Origin of the sequence: Parachryseolinea silvisoli, assembly GCF_021190955.1 — a bacterium.
Lineage (GTDB): Bacteria > Bacteroidota > Bacteroidia > Cytophagales > Cyclobacteriaceae > Ohtaekwangia > Ohtaekwangia silvisoli.
The window spans coordinates 837,020-860,109 of record NZ_JAIOAO010000002.1; the positions used below are offsets into that span (position 1 = coordinate 837,020).

Below are 23,090 nucleotides of genomic sequence, written 5' to 3' on the forward strand. Positions count from 1 at the left end.
GTGGTCACATAATTGCATGCCTTGGCCAAATCGCCCGCCATGATCCGCAACTACTTCAAAGTGATCCTCCGCACGATGCTTCGAAACAAAGCATATTCGATCATCAACATTCTGGGCCTCTCTGTCGGTCTCGCGATGTACATCATCATCTCGCAGTATGTACAATACGAAGCGAGTTACGATCGATTTCATACCCACACGTCGGACATCTACCGTGTCGCCATGCACTTTGCCCGTCCCAACCAAGAGGCATATACCGACGCAGCGACTTATGTGCCTGCCGGCGCGGCGCTGAAAGCTGACTTTCCGGAAGTACAGGCCTATACCTTTATCACTCCTGAATACGGCCGCATCGTTTTCCAGGTTGACGACCGCATTTTTGAGGAAGAGAAAGTATACTACGCTGATTCCACCTTCTTCCGCTTCTTCGACTTCCAGGTGTTGACCGGTGACCCGGCTACGATGCTCGTCGAACCCGCATCGATCGTGCTGTCGCGTCGGGCGGCAGAGAAGTATTTCGGCCCAATGGACACCTGGAAAGAGAGCCCGTTGAATAAAACCATCCGGGTAAACGGCCAAAGCATCATGCGTGTGACCGGAATCATGGAGAATGTACCGGGTAACTCACACTTCAAACCCAACGTGCTGATCTCGTATGCAGAATTTACAGCCGGCAGGGACCTGACCCATAACTGGGGCTGGAATGACTTCTATACGTACATCCGGTTGGCGCCCGGCACTGACTATAGCATGCTGCAAGCGAAGCTTGACGACCGCTATGCCGAGAAGTATATGGGCAAAGATTCGCACAAGAGCTTTGTATTACAGCCTTTGGAGGATATTCACTTGCGCTCGCACCTGTCGTTTGAATTAGAACCTCGTGGCGACGGACGCGCGGTGCAGTTCCTGGTAGTGATTTCAATCATGATCCTGGTTATTGCCTGGGTCAACTATATCAACCTGTCGACTGCGCGGGGCGAAAGCCGCGGCAAGGAAATTGGCGTGCGCAAGGTAAACGGCGCCAGCCGACGGGAGATTATGGGCCAATTCCTGTTAGAGTCGTTCTGCATGAACCTGATCGGCATTTTGCTGGCCGTGATGATTGTACAGGCGTCGGTGCCGTTGATTGGCGCCATGTTGGAAAAAGACCTGCGCTTTACGTTGCTGGGCGATATAGATTTTCTGCGCGCATTGCTGACGTTGTATGTCGTCGGAAGCCTGGTAGCGGGCCTATATCCGGCGTTGGCATTATCATCGTTTCAACCGCTGCGGGTCCTCAAGGCTTCGTCGGGGAGCGTTGCGCGGGGCAAGTCGTGGTTGCGTCAGGCGCTGGTGGTGTTTCAATTCGTGATGTCGGCAGGTCTCATTACCGGTACGATCATCGTCATAAATCAGTTGCAATTTATGCGTAAGGCAGACCTCGGATTTTCATTCGACAAAACGCTGGTGATCAACAGCCCCAGTACGATTACGAACGACTCGGTGTTTTTCAGTCGCTATCAGCATTTCAAAGAGCAGGTGCTGAAATACCCGGCGGTAAAATATGTGACTTTGTCTTCCGCATTGCCGGGTAAATCTTATAACGACCTCGATAACATGGCCAACATTCGCCTCCTGGGTCGATCGGATCAATACCTGGGCTTGTTGACCTACCGTGTGGACGAAGACTTCCTGAATGTGTTCGACCTGAAGCTGTTGACGGGGCGTAAGTTCCCGCCCATGGAGCCGGGCAGGGACAGCCTGGTGTACCTCAATGAAAAAGCGGTGGAGCTATTTGGCATTGCTTCGCCGGAGGCGGCCGTGGGTCAAAAGATTGACTTCCAGGGTCGGACCGTAGAAGTGTTGGGCGTGGTGCAGAATTACCATCATAAATCATTGCGCAACAGCTTTGAGCCGATGATGCTCCGCAACACGCCGGCGTATCCGCTCTATATATCGTTACGGCTGAGCCCGGATAATACCGTTTCCATACAGGATATTATTACCCACGTACGGCAACAATGGCAGCAGACATACGCGGACAATCCTTTCAACTACTCGTTTCTTGACACGCACGTCGCGGATCAGTATAAAGAAGACCTACGCTTTGGTCGTGTGTTTACCATGTTTGCGTTCTTCTCAATTGCCATTTCCTGTTTAGGCCTGCTGGGCCTGGTGTCGTATACGGTCACGGTGCGCATGAAAGAGGTGGGTGTACGCAAAGTATTGGGCGCCACGGCATCCAGTATTTTTCTGCTCTTCTCGCGGGATTATATGCGTCTGTTGCTGACAGCCAACGTGGTGGGTATACCCCTGGCGTATTTTGTGCTGACGTTGTGGTTGGAAGATTTTGCTTACCGCGCATCGCTGGCGTGGTGGATGTTCCTGATGCCGGTTGTCGTAGTAGCCGTCCTGGCCCTTGTGGCCGTGGGTAGTCAAATTCTGAAGGCGGCGCACATGAATCCCGTCAATACTTTACGGCAGGAATAAGTGCGAATGGCATGGTTATTTAACGTGGATTTTTATCCACCGTTAATGAAAATGCCGGTCGTATGGAAGAACCAGGTGCAGAGAATAAAGCTCCCCAAAAAGAAGAAAAGAAATCCAGCAACGTCTTGATGTTTGCTGCCATCGGTGTGTTGGCGGTGCTCGTGGGTTGTTACTTTATCTTCCCGGATTTCCAGGCCGGGGTTAATGAGGCTTTTGAAATTATTACAAGCCAAGACGAGGAACGGATCAAATCCTGGGTACAGCAGTTTGGATTGTGGGGTCCGCTGGTGTTGATCGTGGCGATGATGCTGCAGATGTTTATGTTTGTGGTTCCGAATGTCCTGTTGTTTATGATCTCCATTATTTGCTACGGGCCCATATGGGGTGGGTTGATCTCGCTCGCCGGCGTATTTGCTTCATCAACCCTGGGATATTTCATCGGTCGCAAACTCGGCCCACGTGCTATCGACCGCTTTGTCTCAAAGAAAGCACAAGACAAGATTTGTATTTTTATTGAGCGCTATGGTGTGAAGGCGATTGCCATTACACGCTTGTCGTCCTTTTCGAATGATGCGTTGAGTTTTGTTGCCGGCATTCTGGAAATGAGTTATCGGAAATATATACTGGCTACCCTGGGTGGCATCACACCGCTTATCGTGCTCATGGCAATCTATGGTAACAACGGTAAGATCGAAAAGGCGTTGATTTGGATCGCGTCTATTTCGGTGGTGTTGTTATTGGGGTATATTTACCTTGACCGGCACAAACGACGCGAGGCATATGCCCGGTATGCTGACCGTTAGTAAGTAACATCCATGTTGTAACGCGGGGTCAGAACGAATATATATTACGTTTCCCATTCCACATTTGGCGGCGAATGTGTATATTCATTGCACGCTCGACGTTCGAACGCCCGTGCAGAACGCACGGCACACTTTTTTATGTGTTGTTGGCAAATAAAGCGCACGATCATGGAAAACCTTAAATTTAATCTCGATAGCGTAGAAGTATCGTACGGCGACAATGTCCTGACATCGATCATCCAGATAGACGAACGTATTTCCGACATTGCCAAATACCTGCGTACGCACAACGAGTCTAATGACTTTGAAAAGACCGAGGTCATCGACCGACTGAACAAGCTGATCGAGCTGAACCATAAGATCCAGCAAGAGCTGGAAGCGCAGGTACAAAAGATCAACGATATAAAGCCTATGTTGGCGCACGAGCCGATGAACGAATCCTTGCGAATAGCTTCCGTTCTCTAAGGCTTTTGTAAAGTCAAAAAAAGACCTGAATGTAGAAGGAGCCCATAACCTGCTACAAAACGAACGAGCCCTTCCCGAAAGAGAAGGGCTCTCGTGTCTTAATTCGGCCGGGGAGGGCATCATTTTTTATCTTGTACAGTAAAAACAACTGAAGACCATGAGCCAGGCATTTGTACGCGAGAACGACGACCTGTGGCTGCACGATGTGGCCCCCTCTGTAACCGCGCTGATCGTGTTCCTGACACAGGAAAACGGCGGCATCCGGGTGAATGAAACAAAGACCTTTACCGACCCGTCGGGCAAAGACGTGCATACCATGAGCAACGGCCTGTCATATGCTAAAGATGACCGCGGGCGGTGGGAAGTGGTCGTGGAAAATCCCACTTCCTAATGCTTAGTGCATCAGCTTGAATAATCCGGTGTGGATGTTGTCGTCGGTATTGACGGGCTTAACCTGAAAGGTCCACCGTCGCATCGACGAGTCTGTCGTATTTCGTTGGCTGTCAGAAAGTGTGCCGGTCACTTCCCAGGTATCACCTTTCTCGTCGATCAGCATCATTCCCAGGGCCGGCTCCACATGCCTGTCCAGCAGCAGCTCGGCCATATCGCCCACCGGCGTATATTCCGTTTCAATGACGTTTACAGTGATCATAGTAAAAAGTGTTGATACTGCTGTAAAATAGTAAAAAATCGCGCCTTTTGGTATGGAATGGTATGGAAGGAGTTGGATACGTATCTGGCCCGTGGAGAGCGATTGCTCGCTAATGCGTATAGTGGTTCAATTTGGCTTCTTCCAGGTCAAGCTGCGCCTCCTGTTTCCGCACCACTTCATGATCGTATAACTTCTCCCGCCGAATCAACGCAAGCTCCTTCCGTTGCGCCTCAACAAGTTCCTGAAGAATATGTGTATACTCTCGTATCTCCCGCATCTCCGGATCATGATGCGTAAGTGTCTCCAACCGTTGACGCGTCAGATCCAGGTCACTCTCCAGCTGCTGTTTAATGTTTTCAATCAATTCATTCTCTTCCACTTCCGTAGCGTGTTTCTGATCCAACCAGTGCAGAGAGACTTTCATCAGCCGCAGACGAATAGCAGCCTCTTGTTCCTCTTCCGGCACAATCTCGTCGATCTCTTTGATCTTTAACAATCGCAGCACCAGCGGCAGGGTGAGGCCCTGAATGACCAGCGTGATCAGAATGACGACAAAGGTGATAAAGAGGATGAGGTTTCGTTGCGGGAAGGCTTCACCGCCTTCCAGCGTTAAGGGAATGGCCAGTGCGGAAGCAAGCGATACCACACCGCGCATACCCGCCCAACCCATGACAAAAACTGTATTAAGACCCGGCGCGGGGTCGCGGTCGCGTATGCGTTTGCTGAACCAGCGGGGTAAATAAAAGATCGGATAGACCCAGATGATCCGGAGCACGATCGTGATGACACTGATGATGACGCCATAGCGGATGGCCTCGGAAACGGAATACCCGCCCATTTCGGCCATGATCACCGGCAGTTGCAACCCGATCAGAATAAAGACAAAGCCGTTCATCAGGAATACCAGTGTAGCCCACACACTGGTCGACTGCATACGCGAGCGATAGTTGAGAAAATCGTGTGAACGGAAGGAGAGAAACAATCCGCCGCTGACAACGGCCATGACCCCCGAGAAATGAAACCGTTCGGCGCCGATGTACATGATGTATGGCGTCATCAGCGTAAGCGCGGTGTCTACACTGGCGGTCGTGGGCATGTAGCGGTGAATAAAATACATGACATGGGCAATGGCTATTCCGACGACGACGCCCATACCGGCTACAATAAAGAAATCTCCAATAGCATCGTTCAGAATAAAATTCCCCGAGATGATAGCCGCCAGCGCAAACCGGAACACAATGAGTGACGATGCGTCGTTCACCAGGCTTTCACCTTCCAGGATGGTTACGACGCGCCGGGGCACTGGCAAGCCTTTGAGCACGGAGGTAGCGGCGACAGCGTCCGGTGGCGAGATGATGCCGCCAAGCAGGAAGCCGAGCGCCAGGGTAAAGCCCGGAATCATCTTGCTGGATATCACGGCGACCACACACGATGTGATGATCACCAAACCGAACGCCAGCTGACTGATGGGCCGTTTCCATTTCCAGAAGTCGTGCCACGAAGTATACCATGCTGCTTCGTATAACAGCGGTGGCAAAAAGATGAGAAAGATCAGCTCGGGGTTGAGTGTGATGTGGGGTGTGCCGGGGATAAGACTGATGAGCAGTCCGCCGATGACCAGGAATATAGGGTAAGAGACCCGCAGCTTCTGGCTTAACAGGGAAAGAATAGAGACCGCAAACAGCAGCGAAAGGATCAGCAGCAGGTTATGATGAATCATGTGGGGCAAATTAAAAAAAGGAAACGGAGGTAGGCAACCCATCCCGGCCAGCGGCCTGGCCGTGGTGACGTCGTACGCGTACAAATCGACTTGTCAGCACTGAAAAAACGACATATTCGTCGGGAATTAAAAAAGCATTAAAATTCGCAGAGCAGTGGCCTGTCGCAGGAAGCATAAAAAAATAAAACAAGGGATCGCCAACTTGCGGAAGCATTCTGCGTATATTGAACGAATATTGTTGCGTGATTATGTTACCGTTTTATGCAGTCATGAGAAAAAGGCCATGGCTTATCTTTGGTATGCTATCTATTGGGTTCACCGCCCTTTTCTCGATTATTCCGAATCATGATTTATCGCTCGCTGAGCACATCGGTAAATCGATGTTCATGGGCATCCTGATGGCCGGCTTTATGAAGTTCTCATTTTCCAGCCAGATGCGAACTGACGTATCGTTGCTGGGTGCAATACTGGAACAGGATGAGAAAACTGTAAGGTCAGCACAGGCTGGATACGTCGTGGATGGACAACTCACACAAGGTAACCTAATCCTGACCAATCAGCGACTGATCTTTTGTTATCCCAGTGAGAAGTACTGGCTGCGCCCGAGACATGTGGAGGCAGACCGGAACGAAATAAGCGAAGTACAATTATCCATTCTGCACAGCAAATATCGCACGGGCGTTACCGTAAAAGTCAAGGGCCGCACACACATCTTTACGGTATCATTGGCCGATCGCTGGGTAGATGACATTCGAAACGTCGTCAGACATGGTCATACTGCAAACTAATCGCCTTACCCTTTCAACAGTATCGATGGAAGACGCTCCATTCATATTGGAGCTACTCAATACACCCAACTGGTTACGGTATATTGGCGATCGTGGTATATTTAGCCTAGAGCGCGCCGAAGACTATATTCAGCAAGGCCCGCAAAAGAGCTATGCCCAGTTTGGCTTTGGCTTGTGGCGTGTTGCACGTACGGACGATAACTTGTCCTTGGGTGTCTGCGGGCTGTTAAAGCGCGACACGCTCGACGACCCGGACATTGGGTTTGCATTTTTGCCGGAGTATGAGGGGCAAGGGCTTGCGTTTGAATCATCACACGCGGTATTGAACTACGCTGCCACGACGCTGAAGCTCAAGCGCATCATTGCCATCACGACAGAAGAAAACCAGCGCTCGCTAAACCTGCTGAATCGGTTGGGATTGAGTTTTGAAAAAAAGATTACACTACCCGGACAGCTGCAAGAGTTTATTCTGTTAGGCAAAAATCTTTCGGTGGAAGAATAAATGTAAAGTGTGGCATTTTACTGCCATAAAAAAATAAAAATATTATGCGATATCCTTACGGAAAGTAAAAGCCTCTCATGAGGCTTTTACTTTCGTCCGGTGTACCGGAAGTAATACCTGATAGGGTCGGTTAGGAGCTTGTCAGGCGAAGTGTACCCGGCTACCGGGTACACGGAGGTGAGGGGTTAGTTTTTTTTACTTCATTAGCAGGGGGTTCGTCCAACCTTTACATGCTGGAGTATGCATGCCTCAACTTAAAAGCATGAGGTGCTCAAATCTAGGTACTTATTAGAGCCCATCTAATAAAGTCAGTGGTAAACAAGGTTCCGGGCTATCATAATTTTCGCAAATTCTGCGGACATCGACCGGAACAGAGCACGTAGCCAGAAAAGGCAGGATCTTGTTAAAACACAATCAACCCGTAAAGCACAAATCGATTAAGACTTACCAACTCAGACTACGTAAAATAGACAAAGCCCATCTATCCAATCACACTTTTAGCGGTATGACGGGATCGATGGGCTCGTGGGACCGAATGTAGAGAGCCCCTAACGATTTTGCAAACTTTACCTATATTAATTTTTTCATATCTATAGTAACTATATATATGATTTGTTACTGTGTATTTAACAGTTTTGGACCGGACTACAACATTTTGGCAAGCGCTAATCCCTCTTCCCACGGGCCAAACCCTGCGTCAACATTGACATGGCCTGCGTCGCCGATGTTGACAAGGGTACTTCCCCAATTCTTCGCAAACAGTGTTGCACGTTCCAATGTTACCCACGGATCGTTTGTGCTGGTGACCATGATGGTTTTGAAGTCGATGCGCTTCTTCGGCATTTTGTCGAATCCTTTTATCGGAAAAGTATACAGGGGGGACTCCATGTCGCTTGGTGCTACGAGCAATGCGCCGCGCACCCGTTTGCTATAGTGTGCGGCCCAATGCGCGATCGTGGAGCAGCCCAGGCTGTGCCCGATCAGCACAACGTCGGAAAGGTCATGGTTTTGTAAGGCGGTGTTGATGGTCGCGATCCATTCTGCGCAGTCTGGCGCTTCCCATTCCTGTTGCTCGATGCGCCGCGTGTTGCGGAGTGTTTTTTCAAAATGGGTTTGCCAATGTTCGGGACCGGAGTTTCCCAGGCCGGGAACGATGAAGTAGTGTGTCATATTCGATTTCCAAAAAGATCTTGTAATCCTTTTCGCAAGGTCTGCATGACGGCGGTATGGGTTTGTAATCCGCCGTGCTCGTCGATGTGCATGACGTCGATCTGTCGGGTCACGAGTGTCTCACCGATGAGTCGCGTGCGATGGCAGTCCTCCGGTTTACTTTCCGCGCACAGGATGGCCAGTGCAATGTCTCTGTCGTACGCTGTTTGCAAGCGGGCGATGCCTTGCTGGTAAAATTCTTTCTCTGCGACGAGCGCGTAGTTTATTTTTTGATCGATATAACAGGAGGGGTCTTCCGGCCGGCCGCCGAGTGTATCCCCGAGATAGACATAGGTAATGCCGCGTGTCTCTAACGACGCTGCAAGAGCCTCGCGATTAAACTGCGGATTGTAGCGCGAGTAAGGGCGGGAACGGACGTCGGCGAGATACCGGATGGAATATCCTTCCAGCAGATCCAGCAACAGCGTAATGGGTCGGTTGCCATGACCGATAGTATAAAGTGGTTTCTTCGGCGCTGTCATACGACAAGAGGTACGAAGATAAATTAAATTCCAGGAACGACTTGCATCTGCCTGCGCGGTTCTATTCATTTAAGGATCATTTTGCAGCAATGGATTTTTCGGAGGAACAAGTTCTCGCGATGGCCCCGGACGAGTCGTCCAAAAAGTCGGGAAAGGAACTGGCAAACGCATCGAAGTGGGGGAAACGCGCCTGTAGTGAGCGGGCCTTGTGGGGCGAATGCCAGGGCAGCGGCAAGCTGCCATATCAGGCACAGGTCGACCTGGCGGCAGTGGCGTTTAAATGCACATGTCCCAGTCGCAAGTTCCCCTGCAAGCACGGATTGGGACTCATGCTGCTCTACGTGCGCGATAAAAAGCTCTTTACGGAAACACCCGAGCCGGACTGGGTAACCGACTGGCTAGACAAACGTTCAGCGCGGGAAGAGAAAAAAGTCGAGAAGAAGGAAAAGGGAGCGAAGGTCGATCCGGAGGAGCAGGCGAAGCGACAGGCCACGCGGCTCAAGCGCGTGAAGGAGGGCATGGCGGATCTTAAACTCTGGATTAAAGATATTGTTCGCAATGGCCTGCACGCCTTGTCGGACCGAGACGCGAATTACTTCGAGGCAACGGCGCGGCGGATGGTTGACGCCCAGGCTTCCGGCCTGGCCGCCATGGTGCGACAGCTTGGTGCGATCAACCGGTTTCAGGATGGTTGGCAGGGTGCGTTTCTCGAGCAAATGATTCGTATATACCTGGTGATAGAAGGATTCAGTCGCCTGGACCAGTTGCCGGAAAACCTGCAGGCGGAGCTTCGTACGTGGGTGGGCTTTGCCCAGAGCCAGGAAGAGGTGAAAGCCGGTGCTGGTGTACGTGATACCTGGATGGTGTTGTCGCGTCGGTCGGAACAGGAGGATAACCTCATGGTGGAGCGTACGTGGCTGTTTGGCACCACGACACAACAATATGCATTGATCTTGCAGTTCTCTGTCCGCAACGCAGTGCCTGAGCTCACGCTCATGCCCGGCACGTGCATCGATGCGGAGCTATGTTATTTTTCCGGCGCTACGCCGCGGCGGGCGTTGGTACGCCAGCAGTTTGGTATGGTTGAGCCGGGTGTTGTGAAGGGATTAAAGAATTGGCACGAGGTGGCCGACATGCTGGCCGCCGTGCAAATGACAAACCCGTTGGTGGGTGCGAGTCCGGTGATCATCGACGGCGTCATACCGGTGCGCGACGGCAGCAACCGCTGGTTATTAAAAGATGCCGAAGGCCATGGCGTGGTGCTGCAAGGCAATGACGACCGTGCCTGGAAGCTGATGGCCGTCAGCGGCGGTACTCCCCTGCGGCTTTTTGTTTTGGGCAGTGCGCAGGCATTCGAGCCCCTGGGTGTATGGATCGACGAACATTACGTGGCATGGGCATGAAGCATTGGGAAACGATACAACAACATGCGATGCTGGGCACGGCACGCGCACCCCTTACGATCGCTGATCTTCCGGCAACCATTGCCGGCGAGCTGTCGTGGACACCGATTGATGCCGAGGAAGATTTTCTGCGGCTGGCCGGCGTGGCTTGGCAATATGGCCAGACGGGCAGATTGCCATCGGCAATATCGACGGTAACATCAGTGGCCGCGCCCGAAGAAAAACCGTATAGCTCGTCGCAGGCGGCGAATGAGCTGCAATCGCTGGTAGAGGATGAGTTATATACGTTAGTGCGGCTGTGGCTTGAATATTGTCAGGCCGCCGGCCAGTTGGCGAGACCTGAAATCTTGCCAGCATTACTCGACCTGGCGATACGTCGTCCAGAGTTTCGTACGATGATTACCACAGTGGCCGGCAATCGTGGTCAGTGGCTGATGCGCCTCAATCCTGCCTGGCGTATCGATACGCCGGCAGAAGACGACACCACCGTGTGGCAGACCGGTAAACCGGAAGCGCGCCGCGCCTTGCTGGCCCACATTCGTCAAACAGACGCGCCCGGCGCGCTGGTGCTGCTGCAAAGTACATGGGCAACGGAGAGTGCGGCCGATAAGGTGGCGTTCCTGAACATCTTGCAGGCGCAGGCTTCGGATGCCGACTTGCCCTGGCTGGAAAGTTTACAAGAAAAGGGACAGAAGGTAACGACTGCGATCACCAATGTCTTAAAACATATACCCGGATCAAAAATTGTCACAGCGTATCAGGACGTGCTTCGTCAGGCCTTTGTCATGCGCACGGGTAAGGCGCTGTTGGGCATGTTGAACAAAACATCGGTGGAGATACAGGAAGCGGTGGCTATACCGGCTGAGATCTTTACCACCGGCGTTGAAAAACTGAGCAGTAACAAACAGATTACCGACCAGCAATATATCCTGATCCAACTGGTTATGGCCGTGCCGCCGGTATTCTGGCAGACGCAGCTGCAACAAGCAGACGCCCGCGCGGTCATTACACTATTGCAAAAAGAACAACACACGGCACTCTATCTGCCCGCACTGGCCGATGCAGCCGTCACCTTCCGCGATCTCACCTGGGTACGGACATTGCTCGATCATGGCGACGAGGTACTGATCGACTCCGCCATCGTGTTGTTGCTAAAAGCGCTGCCGGTAGCAGAACGTATGACCTGCGCTGCCCGCTTCCTGCCACGCCAGCCACAGGCCATCATAGAACTCTTACTGGAACAGGATGAGCCGTGGGATATCGCGCTGGCAAGGGCTATTATAGCGTATACGGCCGGTGAAGTATATACCTATAACCGTACATTTTACCGGCAGGCTGTGCATAATATACCCGTGGAGCTGCTCTCGTATATCGATACGTTTACGCCAGCGGAGGAAGCCAAAAAACCATACTGGCGGACACAAGCCAACGAGCTATACCGGCTTGTGTCCTGGAAACAACAATTACAGAAATCATTCTCGCAGATAAATTAATCACGACCGATACCATGAGCACCATCCTTCGTCAACATGCCGAGCAACTGTTTGCCGCCGAACTGGAAGAACTGAAAAAGAACGATGCCGACAAGCGTCCACCGAACTGGCTGATGTCACCGCAGGCAGTGGTGACCTACCTGATGGGCGGTAAGCTCAAAAATGGCTTTGAAGTATCGCCGAAGTATATCGGCAATCGCAGATTGATCGAAATAGCGGTCGCCACACTGACAACCGACCGCGCCTTGTTGTTATACGGCCTGCCAGGTACGGCGAAGTCGTGGGTGTCGGAACACCTCGCCGCGGCGATCTCGGGGGACTCAACCATGATCATACAAGGCACGGCCGGTACGAGCGAAGAATCTGTTCGGTATGGATGGAACTATGCCCGCTTGTTAGCGGAAGGCCCGTCAGAGAAAGCGCTGGTCGAGACCCCGGTGATGAAGGGCATGAAAGCCGGCAAGATCGTGCGGCTGGAAGAGCTGACGCGTATTGGCTCTGACGTGCAGGATACACTCATCACCATCCTGTCGGAGAAGACGCTGCCGGTGCCTGAATTAAGTATGGAGGTACAGGCCGTGAAGGGCTTTAACCTGATCGCGACGGCTAACAACCGTGACAAGGGTGTAAACGAATTGTCGGGTGCATTGAAGCGCCGGTTTAATACCGTCATCCTGCCATTGCCAGACAGTATGGAAGAAGAGATCGACATTGTGCGCCGTCGCGTGCAGAGCTTTGAAAAGATCATGGAGCTTCCCGCCGAGCCACCGGCGGTAGCGGAGATCAAACGCATCGTGACTATTTTCCGCGAATTGCGCGCGGGTGTCACCCTGGATGGAAAGACCAAACTGAAAGTACCGTCCGGTACACTCAGCACGGCCGAAGCTATATCGGTCGTGAACAGCGGTATGGCCATGGCGGCGTACTTTGGTGATGGTACGTTGAAAGCGCCCGACCTGGCGGCGGGCATAGTCGGAGCCGTTGTAAAAGACCCTGTACAGGACAAGATCGTATGGCAGGAATACCTCGAGACCGTGGTCAAGCCGCGTGACGAGTGGAAAGATATTTACCGCGCTTGCCGCGACCTTGGTATATGAGTATACACATTCTGGGTATACGGCACCATGGGCCTGGATCGGCGCGGAATGTAAAGACATTCCTGGAAAGGCTGCAGCCGGATATGATCCTGGTAGAAGGGCCGCAGGAAGGCGACGACCTGCTGCGGTGGTCGCAACACAGCGAGCTCAAGCCGCCCGTGGCGATCCTGGCATTTCGACCCGACAAGCCGGCGCACGCTGTATTTTATCCGTTTGCCGAATTCTCGCCGGAGTGGCAGGCAATTCAACATGGCGCAACGAATAGCGTACCCGTGCGGTTTATGGACTTGCCGCTGGTATACCGGTTTGCGTTCGAGTCGGAGCAAGCGTCGCCGGCCGAAGGGCTGGAATCAACCGGTACACCGCCTGTGGAAGAAGAACACGTCGAAGCGCTTCATGATCATCGTGACCCGCTGCGACATCTGGCAGAGGCGGCCGGGTTCAACGATGGCGAACGCTGGTGGGATCAGATGTTCGAGCAACGGGTAAACAACGACGATATATTTGAGGCGGTAGGCGAAGCCATGCGCGCGCTGCGGCAGACGCTGCCCAACCGCGAAAATCGTACGGAGCAACTGCGCGAAGCCTATATGCGCAAAATGATCCGGCAGGCGGAGAAAGAGGGCTATCAAAAGATTGCCGTAATCTGTGGTGCCTGGCACGCGCCTGCACTGGAGACGATGCCCAAACAAAAAGATGATGAAGCCCTATTGAAGGGCCTGACGAAAGTAAAGGTAGAAACAACCTGGATTCCGTGGACCTACGACCGCCTGTCGTTTGCCAGCGGTTATGGTGCGGGCATTCTGTCGCCGGGATGGTATCATCATGTATGGAATTTCCCGAACGACGACGGCACGCAGTGGATGACGAACGTCGCCCGCCTGTTTCGAAGCCGCGACATCGATACCTCGGTGGCACACATCATCGAGGCTGTGCGCCTGGCCGAATCGTTGGCCTCTTTGCGCGGCCGGAGCAAAGCCGGACTGGACGAGCTCAACGAGGCTGCCCTGGCGGTGTTGTGTGGCGGCGAGCCGATCTTGCTTGAACTGATCCGCGAGGCGCTGATCGTAAGCGATACGATCGGCACGGTGCCGTCGGCTATTCCCAAACCGCCGCTCCTCCAGGATGTTGAGAAAACGCAGAAGCGGCTGCGCATGCCGGCGGAGGCGGGTATAAAAGAGCTGCTGCTCGACTTGCGTGAATCGCTGCACCTGGAACGAAGTATATTTCTGCACCGGTTGTTACTGCTAGAGATTACCTGGGGACACCTGCAACACGTGCGCGGCAAAGGCACCTTTAAAGAGCAGTGGCAGCTGCGGTGGGAACCCGAATACTCCATTCGCATCATCGAAAAAGGCAACTGGGGCAATACCCTCGAAGAGGCTGTTACGCAATATGTAGCCAACGAGGCGGGTGAGGCGGCCACACTCGGTGTGGTCAGCGGGCTGTTGGAAAAAGTAATACCTGCGGAGCTCCCCCGCGCCACGGAGGCGCTGATCGCGCGGATCGATGGCCTCGCGGCGGCGACGGGGGACGTGCTACAACTATTGGAAGTGCTGCCGTCCCTCGCTACTGCATCGCGCTACGGCAACGTGCGTCAGACTGACCAGGAGATGCTGCTCGGAATTTTGCAGTCCATGATCGCCCGGGTATGCGTGAGCTTACCGCCGGCGTGTGTGTCGATCGACGACGATGCTGCGACCACCATCACGGTACACCTGCACCAGTTAAGTGATACGATCGCCCTGCTGGATATACCCGAGCAGCGACAAGCCTGGTACGAGACATTGCAGCAGATTGCTGACCACCGTCAGGCAGCACCGCTGGTATCAGGCTATAGCACGCGCCTGTTGGCCGATGCAAAGGTGATCGACAGTGAAGCGTTGGAAGCACGCTTCGCGCGTGCACTCTCCCGGGCAGAGAACCCTGCGGCAGCGGCTTCGTGGATCGAAGGATTTCTCAAGGGCAGTGGCTCCCTGCTGATACTTGATTTGCGTCTTTGGAGTCTGGTCAATCGCTGGGTGCGCGACCTGCAGGAGCCGGACTTTGTGGCGCTGTTGCCGCTCATGCGGCGGACGTTCTCGCAGTTCTCGCATGCGGAGCGACGCAAGATCGGTGAGAAGGCGCGACAAGAGGATGCGGGCTTAGCGCCTGTCGAGGTACTTGATACCACTGCACTCGATCCCACGCGCGCCCGGCAAGGACTGCCGGTTATACTTCAATTGTTGGGCCTGCAGCGCAGTGGCATAGCGACAGATAAACCAGCCTGATTAATCCGATGGAAGAAAACGAAAAAACGACAGCACACCTGGAACGGTGGCGCATGGTACTCGGCGGAAATGAGAACGATGGCACCGGCGTAACATTGACCGGTATAAACCTGCAGATCGACCAGACCCTGGAAGCACTATATGATGCTGAAAGACAGGGTAGCCTGGGACCCTCTTCACCCAACATCAGCCGCTGGCTGGGTGATATCCGTACCTATTTCCCTAACACGGTGGTGCGTGTCATGCAGCAAGATGCCTTCAAGCGGCTTAACCTCACGTCGATGTTGTTGGAAAAAGAGATGCTGGAAAATGTCGAGCCCGATGTACACCTGGTCGCGACGCTGATGACGCTGAGCCACGTCATACCCGCGAAGACCAAAGACACGGCCCGGCAGGTTGTACGTCAGGTGGTGGAGGCGCTGCTGAAAAAACTACAGCAGCCCACGCAGCAAGCGATCGCCGGCAGTCTGAATCGTGCGGCGCGCAACCGGCGGCCCCGGCATAACGAGATCAACTGGCATAGCACCATACTCAAAAATCTGAAACACTATCAGCCCAGGTATAAAACTATTATACCCGAAGAACGCATTGGGTATGGCAAGCGGCGACGTTCGTTGAAAGATGTCGTATTGTGTCTCGATCAAAGTGGCTCGATGGGCACTTCGGTGATCTACTCCGGTATATTCGGTGCCGTGATGGCATCTATACCGGCGATTCAGACGCGCATGGTGGTATTTGATACCAACGTGGTGGATCTTACAGACGAGCTGCAAGACCCGGTCGAGCTGTTGTTTGGTGTACAGCTGGGCGGCGGCACCGACATCAACCGCGCCCTGACATACTGCCAGCAGATTATTCAACGGCCTGCCGATACGGTACTGGTACTGATCACGGACTTGTACGAGGGCGGTGATGCCGCCGAAATGCGCAAACGTGCCCGCACATTGGTGGAGGCCGGTGTACAGGTAGTAGTACTGCTGGCGCTGAACGACGAAGGAGCACCGTCGTATGATCATGGTAACGCCGCCTATATGGCGACGCTGGGCATACCGGTGTTTGCCTGTACACCCGATAAATTTCCCGACCTGATGGCGGCGGCGCTGAGCAAACAGGACATTGGTATGTGGGCCGCGAAGGAAGAGTTGGTAACAAAACACTAAGCGATTGGATATTATGCCCCAAGGCCGGATATTTGTGCCGGAGTGATGAGCATGGAGGCAAAGGATAAGAATCGGGTTTTTCTAAGCGTTTTCTTTTTTCTATCGGGCATTTGTTTTTCGACCTGGGCGTCGCGTATTCCGACGATCAAGACGACCTTTCAATACAACGAAGCCGAGCTGGGTACCATACTGATCTTTATGCCGATCAGCTCACTCATCGGTCTGCCGATCTCCGGCTGGCTTGTGTCGCGCTATGACAGCCGTATTCCCTTAGTCGCCGGATTCATCATGCTATCGGTTGCGCTCGCCTGCATCGGCTGGGCTTCTACCAGCCTGGCCCTGGTGGCATCGATCTGTCTCTTTGCCTTTAGCCTGCGCATGCTCAACATCTCGGCTAACACCCAGGCGCTCGCCTTGCAGCAGCTCTTTCAACGCAAGATCAATGGCTCGTTTCACGGTTTGTGGAGCACAGGCGGTATCGTGGGGGTAAGTATTTCCACCGCGCTTATTGCATGGGATGTGCCTATGAATATCCACCTGTCGTGCATAGCTGTACTGGCATTGCTCGTGACGGCATATGCGTATCGTTTCCTCATCCGGAACGACCGCTCCACCTCCGGCAACCGCATTGTGTTGAGCAAACCCGATCCCTATATTATGTACCTGGGCCTCCTGGTCTTCTTTGCTTCTGTCTGCGAAGGAGGTATGTTTGACTGGAGCGGTATATACTTCAAAGAAGTCGTGCACGAAGAGATCTTTACATTGGGGTACCTCAGCTTTATGATCTGCATGGCGCTGTCGCGGTTTGCGTCGGACCGTATCGTCGAGCTGATCGGCATGACCCGTACCTATATCATGAGTGCCTCGCTGGTCGTGACAGGCATTGCATTGGCGGTATTGTTCCCCATGTTCTGGCCATCGTTACTCGGTTTTTGTTTTGTAGGCCTGGGCACTGCGGCCGTCATTCCGATGACCTATACCCTGGCCTCAGGCTCGCGCAAATATTCCCCGGGCATGGCGATTTCCATCATCACCACCTATGGCATCGCGGGTGTATTTCTCGGCCCGCCACTCATTGGCTACATCGCTCACGCATTTAGCCTACGTGTATCGTTTGTGGCCTTTGGACTTTCTGGCCTGATGCTGATACCGATTTCGCAACGGTTTTTCCGCCATCAGCGAGCACTCGACACATAATCCACTACCCCGGCATTCTTTTTTACGCTACACAATCTTGCAATAATGAGTTCTATCATCATGCTGGATTTTACCGCGCTCTTTTCTCATTTTAAACACGATGTCTACAACGTGCTCATTTTATTAGGCACGGTAGTCGGTGTTTTCCTCGCGAGCTACCTGCTATTTAAGCTGGTGTCGGTGTTAGTAAAGCGCATATCGGGATCGTCGTACGCACTCATCCATAAACGTCTCAGCGTTCCGTTTCGATTGTTGATCACCGTCATCGGCCTGATCGTGGCACAACGGTTCATGTATTTTCATAACATCAGCAACTATTACCTGAATAAAATCACGTATCTGTTGCTGATCGCCGCGTTAGCGGGACTGCTGATCAAGATCACGGAGTTTGTGCGTGATGCGTTATACGAGCGTTTCGATATACAGGCGGCCAACAACCTGAATGAACGCAAGATCCGCACGCAAATTGATTTTATTCAAAAGATAGGCACGTTGTTTATCGGGCTCATCGCCCTGGCGGTCATGCTCATGAGCTTTACGCGTGTACGCGAGCTGGGCACCAGCTTGATTGCCTCAGCGGGTATCGCCAGCGTGATCATCGGTTTTGCCGCGCAGAAGTCCATTGCCAACTTATTAGCAGGTTTACAAATAGCGTTTACACAACCGATCCGGTTGGACGATGTGGTAATCGTCGAGGGAGAGTGGGGACGCGTGGAGGAGATCACACTCACGTACGTGGTGTTGCGCATTTGGGACTCGCGTCGCCTGATTGTACCGATATCATATTTCCTGGAAAAACCCTTTCAGAACTGGACACGTACATCATCCGATCTGCTGGGCACCGTGTTTCTGTCGGTAGATTATACCCTGCCCGTAGACGCCGTGCGCCAGGAACTGGTAAAGATTCTGGCGCAGGAAGACGCAAAAACATTATGGGACGGCCGCACGAGCGTGGTTCAAGTAACAGACACGACAGAAACAACGATGCAGCTACGCATTTTGGTGAGCGCCGCCAACGCGGGCGATACGTTCGATCTGCGCTGTATTGTGCGCGAGCGCATCATTGCCTTCATTACGCAGCACTATCCCGATGCATTGCCGAAGCGACGTGTCGATGAAAGCAGCGTGAAGCAAGCAGACCTGAAGAGCCTGGTATAACAGGATCTTAGCGCACCTTGGCCATTGCCCGCACAGGAAAAGTACCCACACCTTTAAACTTGGGTGGCACAGCGCTAAAGGTAAAGCCTTCGTGCGGCAGCAGGTGCAGGTTGCAGAGGTGCTCGACAATGAGAATGTCGGCTTCCAGCAACGTCGTGTGCACGGGTCGATCGTTGCCCGTGGTATTGTCGATGTTGTGTGAATCAATACCTACCAACGCTACGTTGCAGTCACGCAGGTACGCAGCGGCTTCAGCCGTTACGTAGGGGTGGTGCTCATAATACGTTGAGGTATTCCAATGCTCAGCCCAGCCGGTATGGATTAATACCGCCCGGCGACGGATCTCGTAGTTGCGTACGTGGTCGAGTGTAACGGCGAGTGTGTCGGTATAGGGCACGGAAATGACAATGCCTTCCAGGTCGGTAAAGCTTTCCAGCGTGATCTCCGATAAATCTTTACCATGCTCAAAGCGGTGAAAGGGGCAATCCAGATATGTACCCGTGTTCGTGACCATTTCAATTTTCCCGATTTGAAATTCTGTGCCCGGCGCGTAACGCGTCCGCGATTCCGCGCGGCTGAGATAGTCGCAAATGATCGGGGCGGGGAGGCCTTTGTATGTTACCAGGCCGTTCTCGATGGTATGGCTCAGGTCGATGAGTAAAGGCCCGCGCGTAGCATCCACGGCTTTGCGTTTGTGTGACTCGGTCAGGATCTGCTTGTTGAGAATCTTCGTCTCGCCGACCATAAGCAGCCGCATGTCCGCTACGATGTAGTCGGCCAGAGCCTGATCGCTGATGTCGTCGCCGACAATGTCCAGGCGGAATCCTTCTCCTTTTATCCCGCCGCCATTGGTAAAGAAAATCTCAAAGTCGAATGCTACGCGTTTTTCCATAAGTCATATTTCTCCGCCCACGTTAAACCGTTGGGCAATGTCGTACTGTTAAATTCGAGGTGTATCACACGCCGGTGTTTGCCTTGTGTGGCTTTTGATGACGCATGCAGCAGCAATGGCCGCATGACGTGCACACCACCCGCCGGTACATCGCAGCATTGGGGCACGGTGTTTTGTGTCAGGAACCTGATCTCATCATCCGATAACTTCTTATGATGGGAGCCAGGCAATATTTGTAGCGCGCCGTTTGTCTCATCCGTGTCGTCGAGGTGAATACGCAGCGTGACCGTATCTTTTAAGATGTCTTCCGGTGGGGTAACGCCGTGTACATCGTTCTTGCGGGTCCAGCCAGTAAAGCCTTCCGTCGCGATCTTCTCGGTGACGTTAATGATAATATCCTGATGCCAGGTGACGTACCAGTTCGCGTCGGGCGACTTGTCAAAGAATATAGCTTTGGTCAGGAACAAGTTCGGATTTATTTTCTTTACTACCTCCAACAAATTCGGTGTAAAGAGCATTTGTTTGAGTGTGGGAATCTCTTTCAACACATGCCGGATGGCGTATGTGTCGGCGCCCTCGCCGGTGGCCTTCAGATACAGGTAAATAGTATTCCGGATCTTGTCGACTTCTTTCCGCCGGTATATATGATGCAGCGTAGTTGATCCGCGGTGGATAAACCTTTGCAGATTGTTCTGGAGCGATTTGGAATTAAACTCGTAGAGATAGGAGTCGAGTGCATTGTTGAGGATATCGCGGATGCGTCGTTTCAGACGTGCCGGCTCTAATACCTGGACTCGGTCGCCATATCCCAGAAGCTCCCGTTCCAATTCAAAATTAATTTGTACCTGCAAAGATACCAGGGGCTCGCCGGTGGAGGACTCGAGAATCTCCTGCGAGTGGTGCAGTGGTTTGGTTTGTACATAGGGCAGTGTTTGCCGGTCGAACTTGAGCAAGACCCGCTCCGTCGCAAGGCCGGGACTAACGCTCACCCCGATCACATGCTGGAAATGGTCGTGCAGGTTAAAGTTGCCGGGGCCAATATACGTTAGTTTACAATCCTGAATCTCGACGATCCGGTCCAACGCCAGATTCAACAACGGTTCACCCCGCTTCCGCACACCGAGTACAAACCAGCGGTTGCGATACTCCTTAAGGTAATACGCGTGGAAATGAAAGACCGATGCCTCGCGTGCCTTAAATGACTGATAGGTTAGGTCGACGGCACGCTTGTTAACAATGGCTTGATACAGCGTGTCGATGTGTTCAAGCCCTTTCAGATTGTCATTCTTTTCGAAGTCGATGACCGGGGCTTGGTTGGTTTTAGCAGAGCGGATCTTATTTTCCAGTCGCTGGACCATGCCGCCCAGGTCTTGAAAGTGGCTAAAGCCTTTAAATTGGCGCAGAATCTCTACCGCCTCAGTCAGACGACCCAGGTCCTGGTCGGTTACCGGACTATTGGTGATCGAATACTCAGGGTCTTCGTAGGTATAATATTTCTTTTCCAGGACCACAATGGGGGCGTTGTAGCCCAGCTTGTCGCTGCGCATCAACTGGATGTCCATTTGTATAGTACGGCGGCTGATGCCTTTGTCGATCCCTTCGTACTCATATAGTGCTTCGGAGCAGGCGTCCAGCAGGTCGTCCAGTGTCCAGCGGCGGTACCGGTTGCGCAGGCAGGTGTCGATCGTGCGAAAACGGATCAGGGCATTGCGATTGACAGGCATAGTGACCTCGAATTTTTTAATTAAAGAAAGGCAAATTTTTCACTACGCAAAAAGGCTGCGCAGAGGTCCTTCAGCTTTGCATCATCAAACGGGTTTTCAGGGGGGAAGGTTTACAACAGCACCTTTGCCGGGAGATCGCGATATTTGTCATACATAAACAAGCACAACGATGAGCTTAACAGGAAACGATCTGAAAAGTGTAGGGTTCGAGGAGGGAAAAGCATTGGGCCTCGCCCTGCAAGTGATGGAAAAGAACTTCAGCACCCTGCCGGCAGCAGATCAGCTTTCACTTTTAAAACAAGTAATAACCGACCCTGCAGCCTATCAGCACGATACGCATTTCGGAGCCGTGGCAAACCAGCTGTTGCAACCGGTGGATCCCGTCATCGCGCTGGAGCCGCAGAAGGCGTATACCGTCTACGGTGCAGAAGGTATTGAGCAGGGAGCCATTGGCCAGATGCAAACTGCTATGAGGTTGCCGGTAACCGTAGGTGGGGCGTTAATGCCCGATGCGCACCAGGGCTATGGCCTGCCCATCGGCGGCGTGCTGGCGACACGCAACGCGGTTATTCCGTACGGCGTAGGCGTTGATATCGGGTGCCGTATGTGCATGACGCTGTATACGCTGCCGGCGACTATGCTACAGCAAAAGACCGAATCCTTTAAAAAGATGCTGGTGGATAATACACGGTTCGGTATAGCAACGTTTAAGAAGCCACAGGACGACGCCGTCTTTGAACGAAAAGAGTTTCAAGACTTGAATATTCTACGCGGGTTGAAAGACCGTGCGTGGCAACAGATCGGTTCTTCCGGTGGGGGCAACCACTTCGTGGAGTTTGGAGTGGTCGAGATCACAAATGCTATCAATGAACTGAATGTACCGGTCGGTCAATATTTAGCGGTATTGTCGCATTCCGGTTCGCGTGGTTTGGGTGCTAACATCGCCCGACACTATACGGATGTCGCCATGAATCTTTGCAAGCTACCGACGGAAGCCAAACACTTAGCCTGGCTTGACCTCGATACCGAAGCTGGGCAGGAATACTGGTTGGCAATGAACCTGGCGGGCGACTACGCCTCGGCGTGCCATCACCAGATCCACAGCCGCCTGGCGGTGGCGTTGGGTGAGACGCCGCTCGCGATGATCGAGAACCACCATAACTTTGCGTGGAAGGAGAAAGACGCGCACGGCCGTGAGATCATCGTACACCGTAAAGGGGCAACGCCCGCCGGTAAAGGCGTACTCGGAATTATACCGGGCTCCATGGCGTCGCCGGGCTTTATCGTCCGGGGTAAAGGTCTGGCGGCATCGATCAGTTCGGCATCACACGGCGCCGGCCGTTTGATGTCGCGAACGAAGGCTAAGGCGAGCATATCACCGGGAGCAGTAAAGGCAATGTTGCAACACGAAGGCGTGGAGCTAATCGGCGCCGGCCTGGATGAAGCACCGATGGCGTATAAGAATATACACCAGGTTATGGAGTACCAGAAAGACCTGGTGGATACACTGGGAACGTTTATGCCTCGTATCGTACGGATGTGCGGCGACGAGCGGTTCCAGGAGGTGGATTAAGAAAATAACAATAGAAAAGGCAGGTATACCACC

20 protein-coding genes are annotated in these 23,090 nt (G+C 52.9%); 14 read left to right on the forward strand and 6 right to left on the reverse strand.

The window, feature by feature from the left end:
* The first annotated feature begins 39 nt into the window (after positions 1-39).
* From K7P01_RS13370 to K7P01_RS13385, 4 genes are all read left to right on the forward strand, one after another.
* A complete protein-coding gene (locus K7P01_RS13370) occupies positions 40-2,469 on the forward strand; it encodes an ABC transporter permease (protein WP_267293739.1) in 2,430 nt (809 codons plus the stop codon).
* A 62-nt stretch (positions 2,470-2,531) separates the two neighbouring features.
* The gene (locus K7P01_RS13375; protein ID WP_267293741.1) at positions 2,532-3,272 is read left to right on the forward strand and encodes a TVP38/TMEM64 family protein; all 741 of its coding nucleotides are present in this window, start codon (positions 2,532-2,534) and stop codon (positions 3,270-3,272) included.
* Positions 3,273-3,440: 168 nt separating this feature from the next.
* Positions 3,441-3,737 carry a hypothetical protein gene (locus tag K7P01_RS13380; protein WP_267293744.1) on the forward strand — a complete coding sequence of 99 codons (297 nt, stop codon included), beginning with the start codon at positions 3,441-3,443 and terminating at the stop codon, positions 3,735-3,737.
* 157 nt (positions 3,738-3,894) lie between these two features.
* Positions 3,895-4,128 (forward strand): hypothetical protein, encoded by a 234-nt coding sequence (locus tag K7P01_RS13385; protein ID WP_267293746.1) that lies wholly within the window; start codon positions 3,895-3,897, stop codon positions 4,126-4,128.
* A gap of 3 nt (positions 4,129-4,131) precedes the next feature.
* On the opposite strand, the gene K7P01_RS13390 is transcribed toward K7P01_RS13385, so the two are convergent.
* On the reverse strand, positions 4,132-4,389 hold the full coding sequence (locus tag K7P01_RS13390; protein ID WP_267293748.1) for a hypothetical protein: 258 nt from the start codon (positions 4,387-4,389) through the stop codon (positions 4,132-4,134).
* A gap of 109 nt (positions 4,390-4,498) precedes the next feature.
* The gene (locus tag K7P01_RS13395; RefSeq protein WP_267293749.1) at positions 4,499-6,109 is read right to left on the reverse strand and encodes a Na+/H+ antiporter; all 1,611 of its coding nucleotides are present in this window, start codon (positions 6,107-6,109) and stop codon (positions 4,499-4,501) included.
* A 269-nt stretch (positions 6,110-6,378) separates the two neighbouring features.
* Here K7P01_RS13395 and K7P01_RS13400 point away from each other — a divergent pair, with 269 nt between their 5' ends.
* Both K7P01_RS13400 and K7P01_RS13405 read left to right on the forward strand, forming a co-directional pair.
* A complete protein-coding gene (locus K7P01_RS13400; RefSeq protein WP_267293751.1) occupies positions 6,379-6,897 on the forward strand; it encodes a hypothetical protein in 519 nt (172 codons plus the stop codon).
* Positions 6,878-7,399 (forward strand): GNAT family N-acetyltransferase, encoded by a 522-nt coding sequence (locus K7P01_RS13405; RefSeq protein WP_267293753.1) that lies wholly within the window; start codon positions 6,878-6,880, stop codon positions 7,397-7,399. Before K7P01_RS13400 ends, K7P01_RS13405 begins: the two co-directional genes overlap by 20 nt.
* Before the next feature lie 645 nt (positions 7,400-8,044).
* Here the strand turns inward: K7P01_RS13405 and K7P01_RS13410 are convergent.
* Together K7P01_RS13410 and K7P01_RS13415 are read right to left on the reverse strand one after the other, a co-directional pair.
* Positions 8,045-8,569 (reverse strand): RBBP9/YdeN family alpha/beta hydrolase, encoded by a 525-nt coding sequence (locus K7P01_RS13410; RefSeq protein ID WP_267293755.1) that lies wholly within the window; start codon positions 8,567-8,569, stop codon positions 8,045-8,047.
* Positions 8,566-9,090 (reverse strand): DUF488 domain-containing protein, encoded by a 525-nt coding sequence (locus K7P01_RS13415; protein ID WP_267293757.1) that lies wholly within the window; start codon positions 9,088-9,090, stop codon positions 8,566-8,568. The genes K7P01_RS13410 and K7P01_RS13415 overlap by 4 nt, the downstream gene beginning before the upstream one ends.
* An 89-nt stretch (positions 9,091-9,179) precedes the next feature.
* Between K7P01_RS13415 and K7P01_RS13420 the strand changes: the two genes are divergently transcribed.
* Genes K7P01_RS13420 through K7P01_RS13450 form a run of 7 tightly spaced genes read left to right on the forward strand, consistent with a single transcriptional unit; the run spans position 9,180 to position 18,868 of the window.
* A complete protein-coding gene (locus K7P01_RS13420) occupies positions 9,180-10,493 on the forward strand; it encodes an SWIM zinc finger family protein (RefSeq protein ID WP_267293759.1) in 1,314 nt (437 codons plus the stop codon).
* A complete protein-coding gene (locus tag K7P01_RS13425) occupies positions 10,460-11,986 on the forward strand; it encodes a DUF5691 domain-containing protein (protein WP_267293761.1) in 1,527 nt (508 codons plus the stop codon). The genes K7P01_RS13420 and K7P01_RS13425 overlap by 34 nt, the downstream gene beginning before the upstream one ends.
* A gap of 14 nt (positions 11,987-12,000) precedes the next feature.
* Positions 12,001-13,083 carry an ATP-binding protein gene (locus K7P01_RS13430; RefSeq protein ID WP_267293763.1) on the forward strand — a complete coding sequence of 361 codons (1,083 nt, stop codon included), beginning with the start codon at positions 12,001-12,003 and terminating at the stop codon, positions 13,081-13,083.
* On the forward strand, positions 13,080-15,353 hold the full coding sequence (locus K7P01_RS13435) for a DUF5682 family protein (RefSeq protein ID WP_267293765.1): 2,274 nt from the start codon (positions 13,080-13,082) through the stop codon (positions 15,351-15,353). The genes K7P01_RS13430 and K7P01_RS13435 overlap by 4 nt, the downstream gene beginning before the upstream one ends.
* 8 nt (positions 15,354-15,361) lie before the next feature.
* On the forward strand, positions 15,362-16,513 hold the full coding sequence (locus K7P01_RS13440) for a VWA domain-containing protein (protein ID WP_267293767.1): 1,152 nt from the start codon (positions 15,362-15,364) through the stop codon (positions 16,511-16,513).
* Positions 16,514-16,564: 51 nt separating this feature from the next.
* The gene (locus K7P01_RS13445) at positions 16,565-17,710 is read left to right on the forward strand and encodes an MFS transporter (RefSeq protein ID WP_267293769.1); all 1,146 of its coding nucleotides are present in this window, start codon (positions 16,565-16,567) and stop codon (positions 17,708-17,710) included.
* Between the two features lie 45 nt (positions 17,711-17,755).
* Positions 17,756-18,868 (forward strand): mechanosensitive ion channel family protein, encoded by a 1,113-nt coding sequence (locus K7P01_RS13450; protein ID WP_267293771.1) that lies wholly within the window; start codon positions 17,756-17,758, stop codon positions 18,866-18,868.
* 7 nt (positions 18,869-18,875) lie between these two features.
* Here K7P01_RS13450 and K7P01_RS13455 read toward each other — a convergent pair whose 3' ends face one another.
* A complete protein-coding gene (locus K7P01_RS13455) occupies positions 18,876-19,760 on the reverse strand; it encodes a cyclase family protein (protein WP_267293773.1) in 885 nt (294 codons plus the stop codon).
* Positions 19,745-21,484: a WCX domain-containing protein gene (locus K7P01_RS13460; protein ID WP_267293775.1), complete on the reverse strand. Its 1,740-nt coding sequence runs from the start codon at positions 21,482-21,484 to the stop codon at positions 19,745-19,747. Before K7P01_RS13460 ends, K7P01_RS13455 begins: the two co-directional genes overlap by 16 nt.
* Before the next feature lie 169 nt (positions 21,485-21,653).
* Between K7P01_RS13460 and K7P01_RS13465 the strand changes: the two genes are divergently transcribed.
* A complete protein-coding gene (locus tag K7P01_RS13465) occupies positions 21,654-23,057 on the forward strand; it encodes an RtcB family protein (RefSeq protein ID WP_267293777.1) in 1,404 nt (467 codons plus the stop codon).
* The last annotated feature ends 33 nt before the right edge of the window (positions 23,058-23,090 follow it).

Coding starts and splice junctions, on each gene's coding strand:
- K7P01_RS13370 (WP_267293739.1), top strand. CDS start 40: ATGATCCGCAACTACTTCAAAGTGATCCTCCGCACGATGCTTCGAAAC.
- K7P01_RS13375 (WP_267293741.1), top strand. CDS start 2,532: ATGGAAGAACCAGGTGCAGAGAATAAAGCTCCCCAAAAAGAAGAAAAG.
- K7P01_RS13380 (WP_267293744.1), top strand. CDS start 3,441: ATGGAAAACCTTAAATTTAATCTCGATAGCGTAGAAGTATCGTACGGC.
- K7P01_RS13385 (WP_267293746.1), top strand. CDS start 3,895: ATGAGCCAGGCATTTGTACGCGAGAACGACGACCTGTGGCTGCACGAT.
- K7P01_RS13390 (WP_267293748.1), bottom strand. CDS start 4,389: ATGATCACTGTAAACGTCATTGAAACGGAATATACGCCGGTGGGCGAT.
- K7P01_RS13395 (WP_267293749.1), bottom strand. CDS start 6,109: ATGATTCATCATAACCTGCTGCTGATCCTTTCGCTGCTGTTTGCGGTC.
- K7P01_RS13400 (WP_267293751.1), top strand. CDS start 6,379: ATGAGAAAAAGGCCATGGCTTATCTTTGGTATGCTATCTATTGGGTTC.
- K7P01_RS13405 (WP_267293753.1), top strand. CDS start 6,878: ATGGTCATACTGCAAACTAATCGCCTTACCCTTTCAACAGTATCGATG.
- K7P01_RS13410 (WP_267293755.1), bottom strand. CDS start 8,569: ATGACACACTACTTCATCGTTCCCGGCCTGGGAAACTCCGGTCCCGAA.
- K7P01_RS13415 (WP_267293757.1), bottom strand. CDS start 9,090: ATGACAGCGCCGAAGAAACCACTTTATACTATCGGTCATGGCAACCGA.
- K7P01_RS13420 (WP_267293759.1), top strand. CDS start 9,180: ATGGATTTTTCGGAGGAACAAGTTCTCGCGATGGCCCCGGACGAGTCG.
- K7P01_RS13425 (WP_267293761.1), top strand. CDS start 10,460: ATGGATCGACGAACATTACGTGGCATGGGCATGAAGCATTGGGAAACG.
- K7P01_RS13430 (WP_267293763.1), top strand. CDS start 12,001: ATGAGCACCATCCTTCGTCAACATGCCGAGCAACTGTTTGCCGCCGAA.
- K7P01_RS13435 (WP_267293765.1), top strand. CDS start 13,080: ATGAGTATACACATTCTGGGTATACGGCACCATGGGCCTGGATCGGCG.
- K7P01_RS13440 (WP_267293767.1), top strand. CDS start 15,362: ATGGAAGAAAACGAAAAAACGACAGCACACCTGGAACGGTGGCGCATG.
- K7P01_RS13445 (WP_267293769.1), top strand. CDS start 16,565: ATGGAGGCAAAGGATAAGAATCGGGTTTTTCTAAGCGTTTTCTTTTTT.
- K7P01_RS13450 (WP_267293771.1), top strand. CDS start 17,756: ATGAGTTCTATCATCATGCTGGATTTTACCGCGCTCTTTTCTCATTTT.
- K7P01_RS13455 (WP_267293773.1), bottom strand. CDS start 19,760: ATGGAAAAACGCGTAGCATTCGACTTTGAGATTTTCTTTACCAATGGC.
- K7P01_RS13460 (WP_267293775.1), bottom strand. CDS start 21,484: ATGCCTGTCAATCGCAATGCCCTGATCCGTTTTCGCACGATCGACACC.
- K7P01_RS13465 (WP_267293777.1), top strand. CDS start 21,654: ATGAGCTTAACAGGAAACGATCTGAAAAGTGTAGGGTTCGAGGAGGGA.